Origin of the sequence: Pseudomonas azotoformans, from assembly GCF_001579805.1 — a bacterium.
Taxonomy (GTDB): domain Bacteria; phylum Pseudomonadota; class Gammaproteobacteria; order Pseudomonadales; family Pseudomonadaceae; genus Aquipseudomonas; species Aquipseudomonas azotoformans_A.
On record NZ_CP014546.1, the window covers coordinates 1,053,031 to 1,068,279 of the forward strand.

Annotated in this window: 19 protein-coding genes; 10 read left to right on the forward strand and 9 right to left on the reverse strand. The window is 61.4% G+C overall.

Features of this window, described 5'->3' with window-relative positions:
* Nucleotides 1-124: 124 nt before the first annotated feature.
* Nucleotides 125-1,159 (reverse strand): type IV pilus twitching motility protein PilT, encoded by a 1,035-nt coding sequence (locus tag AYR47_RS04980; RefSeq protein ID WP_061434493.1) that lies wholly within the window; start codon nt 1,157-1,159, stop codon nt 125-127.
* Between the two features lie 57 nt (nt 1,160-1,216).
* On the opposite strand from AYR47_RS04980, the gene AYR47_RS04985 reads away from it, so the two are divergent.
* From AYR47_RS04985 to AYR47_RS05025, 9 genes are all read left to right on the forward strand, one after another.
* Nucleotides 1,217-1,903 (forward strand): YggS family pyridoxal phosphate-dependent enzyme, encoded by a 687-nt coding sequence (locus tag AYR47_RS04985; protein WP_033897058.1) that lies wholly within the window; start codon nt 1,217-1,219, stop codon nt 1,901-1,903.
* Between the two features lie 33 nt (nt 1,904-1,936).
* On the forward strand, nt 1,937-2,755 hold the full coding sequence (gene proC, locus AYR47_RS04990) for a pyrroline-5-carboxylate reductase (protein ID WP_033897056.1): 819 nt from the start codon (nt 1,937-1,939) through the stop codon (nt 2,753-2,755).
* Nucleotides 2,756-2,764: 9 nt separating this feature from the next.
* Complete coding sequence (locus AYR47_RS04995; protein WP_033897055.1) at nt 2,765-3,355, forward strand: YggT family protein; 591 nt, start codon at nt 2,765-2,767, stop codon at nt 3,353-3,355.
* A 95-nt stretch (nt 3,356-3,450) separates the two neighbouring features.
* Nucleotides 3,451-4,590, forward strand: coding sequence for a homoserine O-succinyltransferase MetX (metX, locus tag AYR47_RS05000; protein ID WP_061434494.1), 1,140 nt, complete (start codon nt 3,451-3,453; stop codon nt 4,588-4,590).
* Between the two features lie 7 nt (nt 4,591-4,597).
* The gene (metW, locus tag AYR47_RS05005) at nt 4,598-5,218 is read left to right on the forward strand and encodes a methionine biosynthesis protein MetW (protein ID WP_010207236.1); all 621 of its coding nucleotides are present in this window, start codon (nt 4,598-4,600) and stop codon (nt 5,216-5,218) included.
* Nucleotides 5,219-5,239: 21 nt separating this feature from the next.
* Nucleotides 5,240-5,674 carry a DUF4426 domain-containing protein gene (locus AYR47_RS05010; protein WP_016976033.1) on the forward strand — a complete coding sequence of 145 codons (435 nt, stop codon included), beginning with the start codon at nt 5,240-5,242 and terminating at the stop codon, nt 5,672-5,674.
* Nucleotides 5,671-6,267, forward strand: a complete 597-nt coding sequence (gene rdgB / locus AYR47_RS05015; protein WP_033897053.1) for an RdgB/HAM1 family non-canonical purine NTP pyrophosphatase — start codon at nt 5,671-5,673, stop codon at nt 6,265-6,267. Before AYR47_RS05010 ends, rdgB begins: the two co-directional genes overlap by 4 nt.
* Nucleotides 6,264-7,466 carry a radical SAM family heme chaperone HemW gene (gene hemW / locus AYR47_RS05020; protein WP_033897052.1) on the forward strand — a complete coding sequence of 401 codons (1,203 nt, stop codon included), beginning with the start codon at nt 6,264-6,266 and terminating at the stop codon, nt 7,464-7,466. Before rdgB ends, hemW begins: the two co-directional genes overlap by 4 nt.
* Before the next feature lie 19 nt (nt 7,467-7,485).
* Nucleotides 7,486-7,809, forward strand: coding sequence for a DUF3392 domain-containing protein (locus AYR47_RS05025; RefSeq protein WP_016972961.1), 324 nt, complete (start codon nt 7,486-7,488; stop codon nt 7,807-7,809).
* A 144-nt stretch (nt 7,810-7,953) separates the two neighbouring features.
* Here AYR47_RS05025 and trmB read toward each other — a convergent pair whose 3' ends face one another.
* The 4 genes from trmB to AYR47_RS05045 all read right to left on the reverse strand — a co-directional run bounded on the left by trmB (nt 7,954) and on the right by AYR47_RS05045 (nt 10,188).
* Entirely contained in the window at nt 7,954-8,679 is a 726-nt protein-coding gene (gene trmB, locus AYR47_RS05030) for a tRNA (guanosine(46)-N7)-methyltransferase TrmB (RefSeq protein ID WP_033897051.1), read from the reverse strand.
* Between the two features lie 9 nt (nt 8,680-8,688).
* Nucleotides 8,689-9,483 (reverse strand): thiazole synthase, encoded by a 795-nt coding sequence (locus AYR47_RS05035; RefSeq protein ID WP_016976029.1) that lies wholly within the window; start codon nt 9,481-9,483, stop codon nt 8,689-8,691.
* A 52-nt stretch (nt 9,484-9,535) separates the two neighbouring features.
* Nucleotides 9,536-9,736, reverse strand: a complete 201-nt coding sequence (gene thiS / locus AYR47_RS05040; RefSeq protein ID WP_015886354.1) for a sulfur carrier protein ThiS — start codon at nt 9,734-9,736, stop codon at nt 9,536-9,538.
* 71 nt (nt 9,737-9,807) lie between these two features.
* On the reverse strand, nt 9,808-10,188 hold the full coding sequence (locus AYR47_RS05045; protein ID WP_033897049.1) for a DUF423 domain-containing protein: 381 nt from the start codon (nt 10,186-10,188) through the stop codon (nt 9,808-9,810).
* Nucleotides 10,189-10,262: 74 nt separating this feature from the next.
* On the opposite strand from AYR47_RS05045, the gene mtgA reads away from it, so the two are divergent.
* Nucleotides 10,263-10,985 carry a monofunctional biosynthetic peptidoglycan transglycosylase gene (gene mtgA / locus AYR47_RS05050; RefSeq protein WP_016976027.1) on the forward strand — a complete coding sequence of 241 codons (723 nt, stop codon included), beginning with the start codon at nt 10,263-10,265 and terminating at the stop codon, nt 10,983-10,985.
* Nucleotides 10,986-11,053: 68 nt separating this feature from the next.
* On the opposite strand, the gene rpoH is transcribed toward mtgA, so the two are convergent.
* The 4 genes from rpoH to ftsY form a co-directional block, all read right to left on the reverse strand.
* Nucleotides 11,054-11,908 carry an RNA polymerase sigma factor RpoH gene (gene rpoH, locus AYR47_RS05055; protein ID WP_016972967.1) on the reverse strand — a complete coding sequence of 285 codons (855 nt, stop codon included), beginning with the start codon at nt 11,906-11,908 and terminating at the stop codon, nt 11,054-11,056.
* 129 nt (nt 11,909-12,037) lie between these two features.
* Nucleotides 12,038-13,063 carry a permease-like cell division protein FtsX gene (gene ftsX, locus AYR47_RS05060; protein WP_033897048.1) on the reverse strand — a complete coding sequence of 342 codons (1,026 nt, stop codon included), beginning with the start codon at nt 13,061-13,063 and terminating at the stop codon, nt 12,038-12,040.
* Nucleotides 13,060-13,731: a cell division ATP-binding protein FtsE gene (gene ftsE, locus AYR47_RS05065; protein ID WP_003234627.1), complete on the reverse strand. Its 672-nt coding sequence runs from the start codon at nt 13,729-13,731 to the stop codon at nt 13,060-13,062. The genes ftsX and ftsE overlap by 4 nt, the downstream gene beginning before the upstream one ends.
* On the reverse strand, nt 13,728-15,104 hold the full coding sequence (ftsY, locus tag AYR47_RS05070) for a signal recognition particle-docking protein FtsY (RefSeq protein WP_061434495.1): 1,377 nt from the start codon (nt 15,102-15,104) through the stop codon (nt 13,728-13,730). Before ftsY ends, ftsE begins: the two co-directional genes overlap by 4 nt.
* Nucleotides 15,105-15,249 lie beyond the last annotated feature (145 nt).

Consider the following 15,249-nt stretch of genomic DNA (forward strand, 5'->3'; position numbering starts at 1 on the left):
AGTACCCCATGTGGGAGCGGGCTTGCTCGCGAAAGCGGTGGATCAGTCGATTAATTTGTTGACTGACACTCCGCATTCGCGAGCAAGCCCGCTCCCACATTTGATTTACATTGTTCTTAATGCCTCATATGTCTGCTGGCACCCTCGCCTTCTCCCTCGCATCCTCCCGGCTGATCACCCCCGCCCCAACCAGCGCCTTCAAACTCATATCCAGCGTCTTCATCCCCAACGCCCCACCCGTCTGTATCGCTGAAACCATCTGCGCCACCTTGTCCTCCCGGATCAAATTCCGAATGGCCGGCGTGCCCAGCATGATTTCATGAGCCGCCACGCGTCCGCCGCCGACTTTCTTCACCAGTACCTGAGACACCACCGCCTGCAACGACTCCGACAGCATCGAGCGGACCATGGCCTTTTCCCCGGCCGGGAACACGTCCACCAGCCGGTCGACAGTCTTTGCCGCCGAACTGGTGTGCAGGGTGCCAAACACCAGGTGCCCGGTCTCAGCCGCCGTCAGCGCGAGGCGGATGGTTTCCAGGTCGCGCAGTTCGCCCACCAGGATCACGTCCGGGTCTTCGCGCAGTGCCGAGCGCAAGGCAATGGAAAAACCATGGGTGTCGCGATGCACCTGACGCTGGTTGATCAACGCCATTTTCGGCGTGTGGATAAATTCGATGGGGTCTTCAAGGGTGAGGATGTGCTGACGCCGATGCTGATTGAGAAAATCGATCATCGCCGCCAGAGTCGTAGACTTGCCCGAGCCGGTGGGGCCGGTGACCAGCACCAGACCATGTGGCAATTGGGCGATACGCTGGAACACTTCGCCAAGACCGAGGCTTTCCAGGCTTTGGACCTCAGAAGGGATAGTGCGAAACACCGCACTCATGCCGCGATCCTGCCGGAATACATTGGCCCGGAACCGCGCCACGCCGGGCAGTTCGAAGGCAAAGTCTGTTTCAAGAGATGTTTCGAAATCCTTTTGTTGGTGCTGAGTGAGCAAAGGGCTCAATAAGTCCGCTACTTGCGTAGGTGAAAGCACCGGCCCCTCCAGCGGCCAGACCTCGCCATCCAGCCGCAGCATCGGCGCCAGGCCGGCAGACACATGCAGGTCGGAGGCACCACGGCGCACGCTGGCCGTGAGTAATTCAGTGATATCCATAGGGCTTTCCATTTCCAGTAGAATGCCGCGGACTCCATATCCACGGGCGCATCTTGAATGTCGACGATAGCAGACAACATCGGCCAGGTTAGCCAGCGCATCCGCGCCGCAGCCGACGCCGTGCAACGTGACGCAAGCAGCATCCACCTGCTGGCCGTGAGCAAGACCAAACCCGCGCAAGCCGTGCGCGAAGCCTATGCCGCCGGCATGCGCGACTTTGGCGAGAACTACTTGCAGGAAGCCCTGGGCAAACAGGCCGAATTAACCGACCTGCCCTTGAGTTGGCACTTCATCGGCCCCATTCAATCGAACAAGACGCGCGCTATCGCCGAGAACTTCGCTTGGGTGCATTCCGTGGACCGCCTCAAAATCGCTCAACGCTTGTCCGAACAACGCCCGGCCGACCTGCCACCGCTGAATATCTGCATCCAGGTCAATGTCAGTGGCGAAGCTAGCAAGTCCGGCTGTACACCCGCCGACCTGCCGGCCCTGGCCCATGCGATCAACGCCCTGCCGCGCCTGAAACTGCGTGGCCTGATGGCGATTCCGGAGCCGACTGAAGATCGGACCGCGCAAGACGCAGCGTTCGCCGCGGTACGCGACCTGCAAAACAGCCTGAACCTGCCGCTGGACACACTTTCCATGGGCATGAGCCACGACCTAGAGTCGGCCATTGCCCAAGGCGCCACCTGGGTGCGGATCGGTACCGCCCTGTTTGGTGCCCGCGACTACGGCCAGCCATGAAATGGCTGACTTCCCTCTGAGTAAGGACCTGTCATGAGCAACACGCGTATTGCCTTTATCGGCGCCGGTAACATGGCGGCCAGCCTGATCGGTGGCCTGCGGGCCAAGGGCCTGGACGCCACGCAGATCCGCGCCAGCGACCCAGGCGCCGACACCCGTGCCCGCGTCAGCGCCGAGCACGGCATTGAAACCTTTGCCGACAACGCCGAGGCCATCCAGGGCGTCGATGTCATCGTGCTGGCCGTTAAGCCGCAGGCCATGAAAGCCGTGTGCGAAAGCCTGCGTCCGAGCCTGCAGCCGCAGCAACTGGTGGTGTCCATCGCTGCCGGCATCACCTGCGCCAGCATGAACACCTGGCTCGGTGCCCAGCCGATCGTGCGCTGCATGCCCAATACGCCAGCACTGGTCAGCCAAGGTGTGAGCGGGCTGTATGCCACCGCGCAAGTGAGCGCCGAACAACGTGACCAGGCGCAGGAGCTGCTGTCCGCCGTGGGCCTCGCCCTGTGGCTGGAGCAGGAGCAGCAACTGGACGCGGTCACCGCCGTATCCGGCAGCGGCCCGGCGTATTTCTTCCTGCTGATCGAGGCCATGACTGCCGCTGGCGTGAAACTGGGCCTGTCCAAGGACGTGGCCGAGCAACTGGCCGAGCAGACTGCCCTGGGTGCCGCGCATATGGCGGTGGCCAGCGATGTGGACGCCGCCGAGTTGCGCCGTCGCGTGACCTCGCCAGGCGGCACCACACAGGCGGCCATCGAGTCGTTCCAGGCCGGGGGCTTTGAAGCCCTGGTGGAAAAAGCATTGGGTGCCGCTGCGCACCGCTCGGCGGAACTCGCCGAACAACTGGGCAAATAAGGAGCCAACATGATTGGTTTGAACACCGCAGCCGTCTATGTGCTGCAAACCCTCGGCAGTCTGTACCTGCTGATCGTCCTGATGCGCTTCGTGCTGCAGCTGGTGCGTGCGAACTTCTACAACCCGCTCTGCCAGTTCATCGTCAAGGCCACCCAGCCGCTGCTCAAGCCGTTGCGTCGGATCATCCCGAGCCTGTTCGGCCTGGACATGTCGTCGCTGGTGCTGGCAATCCTGGTACAGCTGGCCTTGATGGCGCTGACCCTGCTGCTGACCTATGGCACCACCGGCAACTTCGTGCAACTGCTGGTCTGGGCCATCATCGGCGTGACCGCGCTGTTCCTGAAAATCTTCTTCTTCGCCCTGATCATCAGCGTGATCCTGTCCTGGGTCGCCCCCGGCAGCCACAACCCTGGCGCCGAACTGGTGAACCAGATCTGCGAGCCGGCCCTGGCGCCGTTCCGCCGCCTGCTGCCGAACCTGGGCGGCCTTGATATTTCGCCGATCCTGGCGTTCATGGTGCTCAAGTTGCTCGACATGCTGGTGATCAACAACCTGGCAGCCATGACCGGCATGCCAGAGATTCTGCGCCTGCTGATCTGATGTTCCCTGGCGAGGGAGGCCCCTCCCTCGCCATTGCTTGCCGCTAGGTGCAGCGGTCTTTAGACTTACGCCTCATTTAAACGAGAGCAGGGTCGATGCCAGCTGCCTTTCCCCCCGATTCTGTTGGACTGGTCGTGCCCCAAATGGCGCACTTCAGCGAACCGCTGGCCCTGGCCTGCGGGCGTTCGCTGCCTGCCTATGACCTGATCTATGAAACCTACGGCCAGCTGAACGCCACGGCGAGCAACGCCGTGCTGATCTGCCACGCCTTGTCCGGCCATCATCACGCCGCCGGTTTCCACTCGGTCGACGAGCGCAAGCCCGGCTGGTGGGACAGTTGCATCGGCCCCGGCAAGCCCATCGACACCAACAAGTTCTTCGTGGTCAGCCTGAACAACCTCGGCGGCTGCAACGGTTCCACCGGCCCGAGCAGTATCAACCCGGAAACCGGCAAGCCGTTCGGCGCCGATTTCCCGGTACTGACCGTGGAAGACTGGGTGCACAGCCAGGCCCGCCTCGCCGACTTGCTCGGCATCCACCAATGGGCCGCCGTGATCGGTGGCAGCCTGGGTGGCATGCAGGCGCTGCAATGGACCATCACTTACCCGGACCGCGTTCGCCATTGCCTGGCCATCGCCTCGGCGCCCAAGTTGTCGGCGCAGAACATCGCCTTCAACGAAGTGGCGCGCCAGGCCATCCTGACTGACCCGGAGTTCCACGGCGGTTCGTTCCAGGAAGCCGGGGTGATCCCCAAGCGCGGCCTGATGCTGGCACGGATGGTGGGGCATATCACCTACCTGTCCGATGACTCCATGGGCGAGAAATTCGGCCGTGGCCTCAAGAGTGAGAAGCTCAACTACGACTTCCACAGCGTCGAGTTCCAGGTGGAAAGCTACCTGCGTTATCAGGGTGAGGAGTTCTCCGGGCGTTTCGACGCCAACACCTACCTGCTGATGACCAAGGCGCTGGACTATTTCGACCCGGCGGCCAACCATGACGACGACCTGGCGAAAACCTTCGAAGGCGCCACGGCCAAGTTCTGCGTGATGTCGTTCACCACCGACTGGCGCTTCTCGCCGGCCCGCTCCCGTGAGCTGGTGGATGCGCTGATGGCCGCGCGCAAAGACGTCTGCTACCTGGAAATCGATGCGCCGCAAGGGCACGACGCCTTCCTGATTCCGATCCCGCGTTACTTGCAGGCGTTCGGCAATTACATGAACCGGATTACTGTGTGAGAACGCCATGAGAGCCGACCTGGAAATCATCCAAGAATGGATCCCCGCCGGCAGCCGTGTGCTCGACCTGGGCTGCGGCGATGGCGAACTGCTGAGCTGGCTGCGCGACAACAAGCAAGTCACCGGCTATGGCCTGGAAAACGACCCGGATAACATCGCCCAGTGCGTGGCCAAGGGCATCAACGTGATCGAGCAGGACCTGGACAAGGGCCTGGGCAACTTTGCCAGCAACAGCTTCGACATCGTGGTGATGACCCAGGCCCTGCAAGCCGTGCACTACCCGGACCGCATCCTCGACGAAATGCTGCGCGTCGGCCGCCAGTGCATCATCACCTTCCCGAATTTCGGCCACTGGCGCTGCCGCTGGTACCTGGCCACCAAGGGCCGCATGCCGGTGTCGGACTTCCTGCCCTACACCTGGTACAACACGCCGAACATCCACTTCTGCACCTTCGAAGACTTCGAAGCCCTGTGTGGCGAGCGTGAAGCCAAGGTGATCAACCGCCTTGCCGTCGATCAACAGCACCGCCACGGCTGGGCGAGTAAACTATGGCCCAACCTGTTGGGCGAAATTGGTATTTACCGGGTCAGCAGTCCTGGCCTGACCGACCACAAGATTGCCGTCTAATCATCTTCAAGAGGGACGCTCATGAGTCGTTTGGCTATTTTTCTATTGACCGCCTGCCTGGGCGCCAGCGCCGTGGCCGCAGACGCGATAGACGCTAACCGCAAGAAAGACTTCGGTGACATTACCGTGCACTACAACACCTTCACCTCCAGCTTCCTGCAACCGGAAACGGCCCAGGCTGTCGGCGTGGTGCGCAGCAAGGAGAAGGGCCTGATCAACGTGACCGTGATCAAGGGCGTGACCCCGGTGGCCGCGCAAGTCACCGGCACCATCAAGGACTTGGGCGGCAAGAGCGAGATCCTGACCTTCAAGCAGATCAACGAGAAAGGCGGCGTCAACTATCTCGCGCCCTACTCCGTGACCCAGCGGGAATACAAGACGTTTACCATCAACGTTGAAACCGGTGGCAAAGCCCATAGCTTCCAATTCAACCAAGAACTGTTCCCGGCCGAATGATGAAACTCACCCAACTCGTACTGGCCAGCCATAACGCCGGCAAACTCAAAGAACTGCAGGCGATGCTCGGCGACTCCGTGCACCTGCGCTCCATTGGCGAGTTCAGCCAGGTGGAGCCGGAAGAGACCGGTTTGTCGTTCGTCGAGAACGCCATCCTCAAGGCACGCAACGCCGCACGCATCTCCGGCCTGCCGGCGCTGGCGGACGACTCGGGCCTGGCGGTGGACTTCCTCGGCGGTGCCCCTGGCATCTATTCGGCACGTTATGCCGACGGCAAGGGCGACGCGGCCAACAACGCCAAGCTGCTGGACGCGCTCAAGGACGTGCCGGATGAAGAGCGCGGCGCGCAGTTCGTCTGCGTGCTGGCCCTGGTACGCCACGCCGATGACCCGCTGCCGATCCTGTGCGAAGGCCTGTGGCACGGCCGCATCCTGCATGCCGCCAGTGGCGAACACGGTTTTGGCTATGACCCGCTGTTCTGGGTGCCCGAACGCAATGTTTCCAGTGCCGAATTGAGCCCGATCGACAAGAACCAGATCAGCCACCGCGCTCGCGCAATGGATTTGCTGCGCCAACGCCTGAGCCTGAAATGACCCAGAACACCTCTGCGCAGCCGCTGATCCACGGCGGTGCGCAAACACCTCGGGCGGCCTTGCCGGTACTGCCGCCCCTGGCGCTGTATATCCACATCCCGTGGTGCGTGCGCAAATGCCCCTATTGCGACTTCAACTCCCACACCGCCAGCAAGGTGCTGCCGGAAGAGGAGTATGTGGACGCCTTGCTGGCAGATCTCGACCAGGATCTGCACGCTGTGTACGGTCGCGAGCTGAGTTCGATCTTCTTTGGCGGCGGTACGCCAAGCCTGTTCAGCGCCACCGCATTGGGCCGCCTGCTCAAGGGCGTGGAAGCGCGCATCCCGTTTGCCAGTGATATCGAGATCACCCTGGAAGCCAACCCCGGCACCTTCGAGCAAGAGAAGTTCGTCGCCTATCGCAAGCTGGGGATCAACCGCCTGTCCATCGGCATCCAGAGTTTCCAGCAGGAAAAACTTGAGGCATTGGGGCGTATCCACAACGGCGATGAAGCCGTGCGCGCGGCGGGCATGGCGCGCCAGGCCGGGTTTGATAACTTCAACCTGGACCTGATGCACGGTTTGCCCGATCAGTCCCTGGACGACGCCCTGAGCGACTTGCGCCAGGCCATCGCGTTGAAGCCCACGCACTTGTCCTGGTACCAGCTGACCCTGGAACCCAACACCGTATTCTGGAACCAGCCGCCCACGCTGCCGGAAGACGACACGTTGTGGGATATCCAGGAAGCCGGCCAGGCGCTGCTTGCCGAACACGGTTACGCGCAATACGAAGTGTCGGCCTATGCCCAACCGGGTCGCCCGGCGCGGCATAACCTGAACTACTGGAGCTTCGGCGACTTCATCGGCATCGGCGCCGGTGCCCACGGCAAGCTCAGCCACCCCGACGGGCGCATCGTGCGCACCTGGAAGACCCGAGCACCAAAGGACTACCTCAACCCGGCCAAAAGCTTTCAGGCCGGCGCGAAGGAACTGACCAATGAAGAACTGCCATTCGAGTTCCTGATGAACGCGTTGCGCCTCACCGAGGGCGTCGAGGCCAGGCTCTACGCCGAGCGTACCGGCCTCGACCTGGCGAGCCTCGATGAAGGCCGCCGCGAGGCCGAACAAAGTGGCTTAATGCAGGTCGAACCGTCACGCCTGGCGGCGACCGACCGTGGGCAACTCTTTCTCAATGACCTGTTGCAGACGTTTTTGAGCTGATCGCTCTTAAGGAAATCGAATGGATTTGGTACTCGACCTGCTCGCCACCGTGTCCCGCTGGAGCCGTAGCAACCTGTCGGAAATCTCACTGGCTCTCGTCGGCTGCCTGCTGGTGCTGTTCGGCGCAGATATCAAAGGCTGGGTGGAAGCGCGCTTGGGCAGCATCGCGGGCGCGTTGCGCGTACCGCTGATGGCGCTGGTGTGCATGATCGGCAGCGGCGCCGCCTTGATCTACGCCACGCCGTGGATTGTGCGGGGGTTGAGCCAGTTCAATAACTACAGCCTGGCGCCGGTGTTGGTGGTGGTGCTGGTGTTGATTGGCGTCGTTGCAGACCGGCGCTGATCCCAAAGCCAACACAGATACAAATGTGGGAGCGGGCTTGCTCGCGAATGCGGTGCATCAGTCAACATTTCCGGTGACTGACACTCCGCTTTCGCGAGCAAGCCCGCTCCCACATTTTTGACCGCGTTCCAAGCCAATAGCTTGTCAGTCAACCTTCTCAAACTTCAAATCCCACACCCCATGCCCCAGCCGCTCGCCGCGACGCTCGAACTTAGTGATCGGACGCTCAGCCGGGCGTGGCACGCATTTGCCATCTTCGGCGATGTTGCGGTAGCCGGGGGCGACGTTCATCACTTCCAGCATGTATTCCGCATACGGTTCCCAGTCGGTGGCCATGTGCAGGATGCCGCCCACTTTCAGCTTGCTACGTACCAGCTCCGCGAAGGAGGCCTGGACGATGCGGCGTTTGTGGTGACGGGCTTTGTGCCATGGGTCCGGGAAGAACAGCATCAGGCGGTCGAGGCTGTTGTCGGCGATGCAGCGGTTGAGCACTTCGATCGCGTCGCAGTCATACACGCGCAGGTTGGTCAGCCCTTGGGTCAGCACGCCATTGAGCAGCGCGCCCACACCTGGGCGGTGCACTTCCACCCCGATAAAGTCCTGGTCCGGCGCAGCGGCGGCCATTTCCAGCAGGGAATGGCCCATGCCGAAGCCGATTTCCAGGGAACGCGGGGCCGAACGGCCGAACACCTGGTCGTAATCCACCGGCGCATCGGCCAGGGGCAATACGAACAGCGGCGTACCTTGCTCCAGGCCCTTTTGCTGGCCTTCGGTCATGCGACCGGCGCGCATCACAAAACTCTTGATGCGGCGGTGCTTGGACTCGTCGCCTTCTTCCAGGGTATTCGGCGTTTCGTTTGATTCAGTCATCAATGGCTCTTACTTGATCAGACCATCCAGCGGCGAGGAGGCGCTGGCGTAGAGTTTTTTCGGCATACGACCGGCGAGGTAGGCCAGGCGGCCCGCGACGATGGCGTGGTTCATGGCTTGCGCCATCATGATCGGCTGCTGGGCATGGGCGATGGCCGAGTTCATCAGCACCGCGTCGCAGCCCAGCTCCATGGCGATGGTCGCGTCGGAGGCCGTGCCCACGCCCGCATCCACCAGCACCGGGATCTTGGCTTCTTCCAGGATGATCTGCAGGTTGTACGGGTTGCAGATACCCAGGCCGGAACCGATCAGGCCGGCCAGTGGCATGACGGCGATGCAGCCGATTTCTGCCAGTTGGCGCGCGATGATCGGGTCATCGCTGGTGTAGACCATCACGTCGAAACCTTCCTTGACCAGGGTTTCGGCGGCCTTGAGGGTTTCGATCACGTTGGGGAACAGGGTTTTCTGGTCGGCCAGCACTTCCAGCTTCACCAGGTTATGGCCGTCGAGCAGCTCACGCGCCAGGCGGCAGGTGCGCACGGCTTCGATGGCGTCGTAGCAACCGGCAGTGTTCGGCAGGAAGGTGTAGCGATCCGGCGACAGCACTTCGAGCAGGTTCGGCTCGCCTTCGATCTGGCCGAGGTTGGTGCGGCGCACGGCGAAGGTGACGATCTCGGCGCCCGAGGCTTCGATGGCCAGGCGGGTTTCTTCCATGTCGCGGTACTTGCCGGTGCCGACCAGCAGACGGGACTGGAAGGTACGACCGGCCAGGACGAAGGGCTTGTCGCTACGAACGATGCTCATGGGAAATCCTCGAAATGGGGTGAGGTTCTGCAGAATTCAGGAAGCTGCGCGACTAGCCGCCGCCGATGGCGTGGACCACTTCGACCTGGTCACCTTCGGTGAGCGCAGTTTCGGCGTGCAGGCTACGCGGGACGATATCCAGGTTGAGTTCCACTGCGACACGACGCCCGGTCAGGTCCAGACGGGTCAGCAGGGCCGCAACGGTTTCACCGTCGGGCAGTTCAAAGGATTCGCCGTTCAACTGAATGCGCATGCCACGGGCCGCCATCGTTTTAAGGGGCCCGCATTCTAGCGCGATTGGGACCTGAAGGTCAGCTCCAAGCGTCAAGCGGTCAGCTGCAAGCGCCAGGCTGCGAGGCCCAGGAAGAACCACCCAAGCAGAAATGCCAGCCCGCCAAACGGCGTGATAATCCCGAGTTTACTGATCCCGGTCAGGGTCAGCACATACAGGCTGCCGGAGAACAACAGGATACCGACAGTAAACGAGATGCCCGCCCAGCTGACCAACCGGCCAGGAATATGCGCCGCCAGCAACGCCACACCGAACAATGCCAGGGTATGCACCAGTTGGTAGGTCACGCCGGTATGGAAGATCGCCAGGTACTCAGCGCTCAAGCGGTTTTTCAGGCCATGGGCGGCGAACGCGCCGAGCGCGACACCGGTGAAGCCGAAAAAGGCAGCCAACATCAGAAAGCCACGCAACATGAGGAACTCCAGTCAGACTCAAAGGGCCGGGTCTGTATAATGGCCCGCTCAACGGGTTCGGCCAAGCCATCTCTATGCTGCGTCTCCTCTTCAAACGCTTTCTCAACGTCGTGAAATGGTTTGCCATCGGCAGTGTGCTGCTGGTGTTGCTGTTTCGTGTCGTCCCGCCGCCGTTCACCGCGCTGATGGTGGAACGCAAGGTTGAATCCTGGTTCGACGGCGAACCCATTGACCTGCAGCGCAGCTGGGTGCCGTGGGATGAGATCTCCGACGACCTCAAAGTGGCGGTGATGGCCGGCGAAGACCAGCGCTTTCCGCAGCATTGGGGTTTTGACTTCGGTGCGATCCAGGCGGCGATCCTGCACAACGAACGCGGCGGCTCGATTCGCGGCGCCAGTACCTTGAGCCAGCAGGTGTCGAAGAACCTGTTCCTGTGGGCCGGCCGCAGTTATTTGCGCAAAGGCCTGGAAGCCTGGTTCACCGGCTTGATCGAGGTGTTGTGGCCCAAACAGCGGATTCTTGAGGTGTATCTCAACAGTGTTGAGTGGGATGAGGGGGTGTTTGGCGCGGAAGCGGCGGCTCGGCATCACTTCGGCGTGAGTGCCAAGGGGTTATCGCGCCAGCAGGCCAGCTATCTGGCGGCAGTGTTGCCTAACCCTCGGGTGTGGAGTGCCAGTCATCCGACGGCGTATGTGGCGCGGCGCGCGGCGTGGATTCGGCAGCAGATGAGTCAGTTGGGTGGGGATGGCTATTTGGTCGAACTGAACAACTCGCGCAAAGCACCATGGTCTGACTGACCCTAAGTCCCAAACAAAAAATGCCCCGATCTTTCGATCGGGGCATTTTTTTGTCTTTTCGCTGCGTTTTAGGCGGCGATCGACAACTTCAGCTTGTTCATCGCGCTTTTCTCAAGCTGACGAATCCGCTCGGCCGACACGTTATACTTCTGCGCCAGGTCGTGCAGCGTGGCTTTGTCTTCTGCCAGCCAGCGCTGGTAGAGGATGTCACGGCTGCGGTCGTCCAGCACTTCCAGCGCTTCGTGCAGGTTGTGGTTGGAGTTGTCGCTCCAGTCCGCATCTTCCAGTTGACGCGCCGGGTCGTACCGGTGGTCTTCCAGGTAGTTGGCCGGCGATTGGAAGGCGCTGTCATCGTCTGCTTCAGCGGCCGGGTCGAAGGCCATGTCATGGCCGGTCAGGCGGCTTTCCATCTCGCGCACTTCACGGGGCTCCACGCCGAGGCTTTCAGCCACGCGGTGGACTTCCTCGTTGTTCAGCCACGCCAGGCGTTTTTTCTGGCTACGCAGGTTGAAGAACAACTTGCGCTGGGCCTTGGTGGTCGCCACTTTCACGATGCGCCAGTTGCGCAGGATGAACTCGTGGATTTCCGCCTTGATCCAGTGCACAGCAAACGACACCAGACGCACACCCATTTCCGGGTTGAAGCGTTTCACAGCCTTCATCAGGCCAACGTTGCCTTCCTGGATCAGGTCAGCCTGGGCCAGGCCGTAGCCGCTATAGCTACGGGCGATATGTACAACAAAACGCAGGTGGGCGAGCACCATCTGCCGAGCCGCCCCCAAATCCTGCTCATAGTAGAGACTCTCGGCCAGTTCACGCTCCTGCTCGGGCGTCAGCAACGGAATGCTGTTGACCGTGTGCACATAGGCTTCCAGGTTCGCACCCGGGACCAAGGCATAAGCAGGTTGCAAAGAAGTGGTCATACGAAAAAACCTCCGACTCACATAACTCGTGCAGTGAAGCACTGCGAAAATTGACCGGGAACCGTAGGACAAGTTCCCTAAACCGCCAATACGGTCAATACAAACGAAACCACATTAATCTGACATTAACTACTTCGGTGCCAACTCGCGTAAATGACGAGCGACCGCAATCCAAGCACCGATATACCCCAACAATACCGCGCCAAGCAAGAGACTCAGACCATCGGCTACCGGCACACCGGCCAGCGCAAAATCACTGCCGTAGAGTCCGGCCAGCCCGACCACCGCGTCGTTCAGCCAGTCCAGGCCAAAAGCCAGCACGCCCCAGGACAAAATCCCGGCACCAAAGCCATAAAGCGCGCCCATGTACAGAAAAGGACGACGCACATAGCTGTCCGTGCCGCCGACCAGTTTAATCACTTCTATCTCGGTGCGACGGTTTTCAATATGAAGACGAATGGTATTACCTATCACCAAAAGTAATGCAGACACCAACAGCACCGTCAGACCGAACACAAAGCGGTCGCCCAGCTTGAGGATCGCCGCCAGGCGCTCTACCCAGACTAGATCAAGTTGCGCCTGTTGCACCTTGGGCATCTCTGCGAGTTTTTGCCGCAGGGCTTCCAGCGCCGGCTTGTCCACTTCATTCGGCGTCACCAGCACCACGCCCGGCAGCGGGTTCTGCGGCAGCTCTTTAAGCGCCTCGCCCAGGCCGGATTGTTGCTGGAACTCTTCAAGGGCCTGGTCGCGGCTGATGTACTCGGCATCCGCCACACCTGGGATGTTCTTGATGTCGTCGCGCAACGCTTCGCCGTCTTTGGCGCTGGCGTCGATGTTCAGGTACAGCGAGATCTGCGCCGCGCGCTGCCAGGAACCGCCGAGGCGCTCCACATTATTGAGCAGCAGCGACAAACCCATCGGCAGGCTGAGGGCCACTGCCATCACCAGGCAGGTGAAAAAGCTGCCGATCGGCTGCTTGCCCAGGCGGCGCAGGCTGTCGACCAGGCTGGCGCGATGGCTTTCGACCCAGGCGCGCAGCAGGGTGCTGAAGTCCGGGCCGTCATCGTCGTGATCGTGTTTTTTCTTCGGCGGCTGCGGATCGGCCGGTTTCGGCGCCACGCGCTCGGAGACTTTAGGGCTGCGGGTCGCACTCATACGCCAGCCTCCCCGTCACCGATCAAGCGGCCGCGTTGCAAAGTGAGCATGCGATGGCGCATACGCGCGATCAGCGCCAGGTCGTGACTGGCGATCAGCACGCTGGTGCCCAGGCGGTTGATGTCTTCGAACACGCCCATGATCTCGGCCGCCAGGCGCGGGTCGAGGTTACCGGTAGGTTCGTCCGCCAGCAGCAGGGCCGGGCGATGGACGATGGCGCGGGCGATGCCGACGCGCTGTTGCTGGCCGGTGGACAGGTCGCCGGGATAGAGGTCGGTCTTGTCCGACAGCGCCACACGCTCCAGGGCCGAATCCACGCGCTTGACGATCTCGGCCTTGGACAGTCCGAGGATCTGCAACGGCAACGCCACGTTATTGAACACAGTGCGGTCGAACAGCAACTGGTGGTTCTGGAACACTACGCCGATCTGGCGGCGCAGGAACGGAATCTGCGCATTGCTAATGGTGGCCAGGTCCTGGCCCGCCAGCAACAACTTGCCGGTAGTCGGGCGTTCCATGGCCAGCAGCAGGCGCAACAGGGTACTTTTGCCGGCACCGGAGTGCCCGGTTACAAACAGAAACTCGCCGCGACGCACTCGAAAGCTCAGCTCATGCAAGCCCACATGCCCGTTGGCATAGCGTTTACCGACCTGTTCGAATCGAATCATGAACGCTCCCGCTCGGCAAACAGTGCCTGTACAAAGGGTTCGGCTTCAAAGGTGCGCAGGTCGTCGATGCCTTCACCGACGCCGATATAACGAATCGGCAACCCGAACTGTTTGGCCAGGGCGAAGATCACGCCGCCCTTGGCCGTGCCGTCGAGCTTAGTCAATGCCAGGCCGGTCAGTTGCACCGTCTGGTTGAATTGTTTGGCCTGGCTGATGGCGTTCTGGCCCGTGCCCGCGTCAAGCACCAACAGAACCTCGTGCGGCGCGTCTGCATCGAGCTTGCCGATCACGCGACGGACTTTCTTCAGCTCTTCCATCAGGTTGTCTTTGGTGTGCAGGCGACCGGCGGTATCAGCGATCAACACGTCGATGTTGCGGGCCTTGGCGGCTTGCACGGCGTCGAAGATCACCGAAGCGGAATCCGCGCCAGTGTGCTGGGCGATCACCGGGATCTTGTTGCGCTCGCCCCACACCTGCAACTGCTCAACCGCTGCGGCGCGGAAGGTGTCACCGGCGGCCAGCATGACTTTCTTGCCTTCGGATTGCAGCTTCTTGGCCAGCTTGCCAATAGTGGTGGTCTTGCCAGCGCCGTTGACGCCCACTACTAGGATCACGAACGGTTTGTTCGGGGTGATCACCAGCGGTGCCTCAACAGGCTTGAGCATGGCGGCCAGTTCGGCCTGCAGGGATTTGTACAGCGCATCGGCGTCCGTCAGCTGCTTGCGCGCGACCTTCTGGGTGAGGCTCTGGATGATCACGGCGGTGGCTTCGACGCCCACGTCGGCGGTGAGCAGACGGGTTTCGATGTCTTCCAACAGTTCGTCATCAATGACCTTTTTGCCGAGGAACAGGCTGGCCATGCCTTCGCCGATGCTGGCGCTGGTCTTGCTCAGGCCTTGCTTGAGGCGGGCAAAGAAGCCGGTTTTGCTGGCTTCGACGGCAGCTGCCACGGGTTCTGGCTCGATCACCGCGGGCGCAGCGACCTCGACCACAGCCGGAATCGGCGGAGTCACGTGCTCAGCCTGCACATCTTCGACCAGGGCCACGGGCTCTTCGGCCACCGGCAGTTCCGGCCACGGCTTGTGCTCTGGCTCTGGCTCTGGCTCTGGCTCTGGCTCTGGCTCCGGCTCCGGCTCCGGCTCCGGCTCAGCTTCGACCACCGGCTGCAACACCGGCTCGGCCATCGGCAACACCACCGGTTCCGGAGCTTGCGCGACCGGTTCGGCTTCTACTATAGGCTCAGGGATGGGTTCAGGTTGAACCGGCGGCTGTTCGTCGACGGTTTCCTGCGGCTTTTTGCGCAGCCATCCGAACAGGCCTTTTTTCTCGCCAGCCGCAGCTGGGGTCTTCTTGTCGTCGTTGGAACCAAACATGGAGACGGCTATCTCAAGGTAGCGACGCGCCAGTAGGCGCGTCGGTAAATAAAATTCGATGCGTAACAGACTGTTTTTTAGCCAGCTCGTTCATGCGCAACATTTTGAAGGCCAAAATAGGGCCTCAACAAGACAGCCGCAGTGG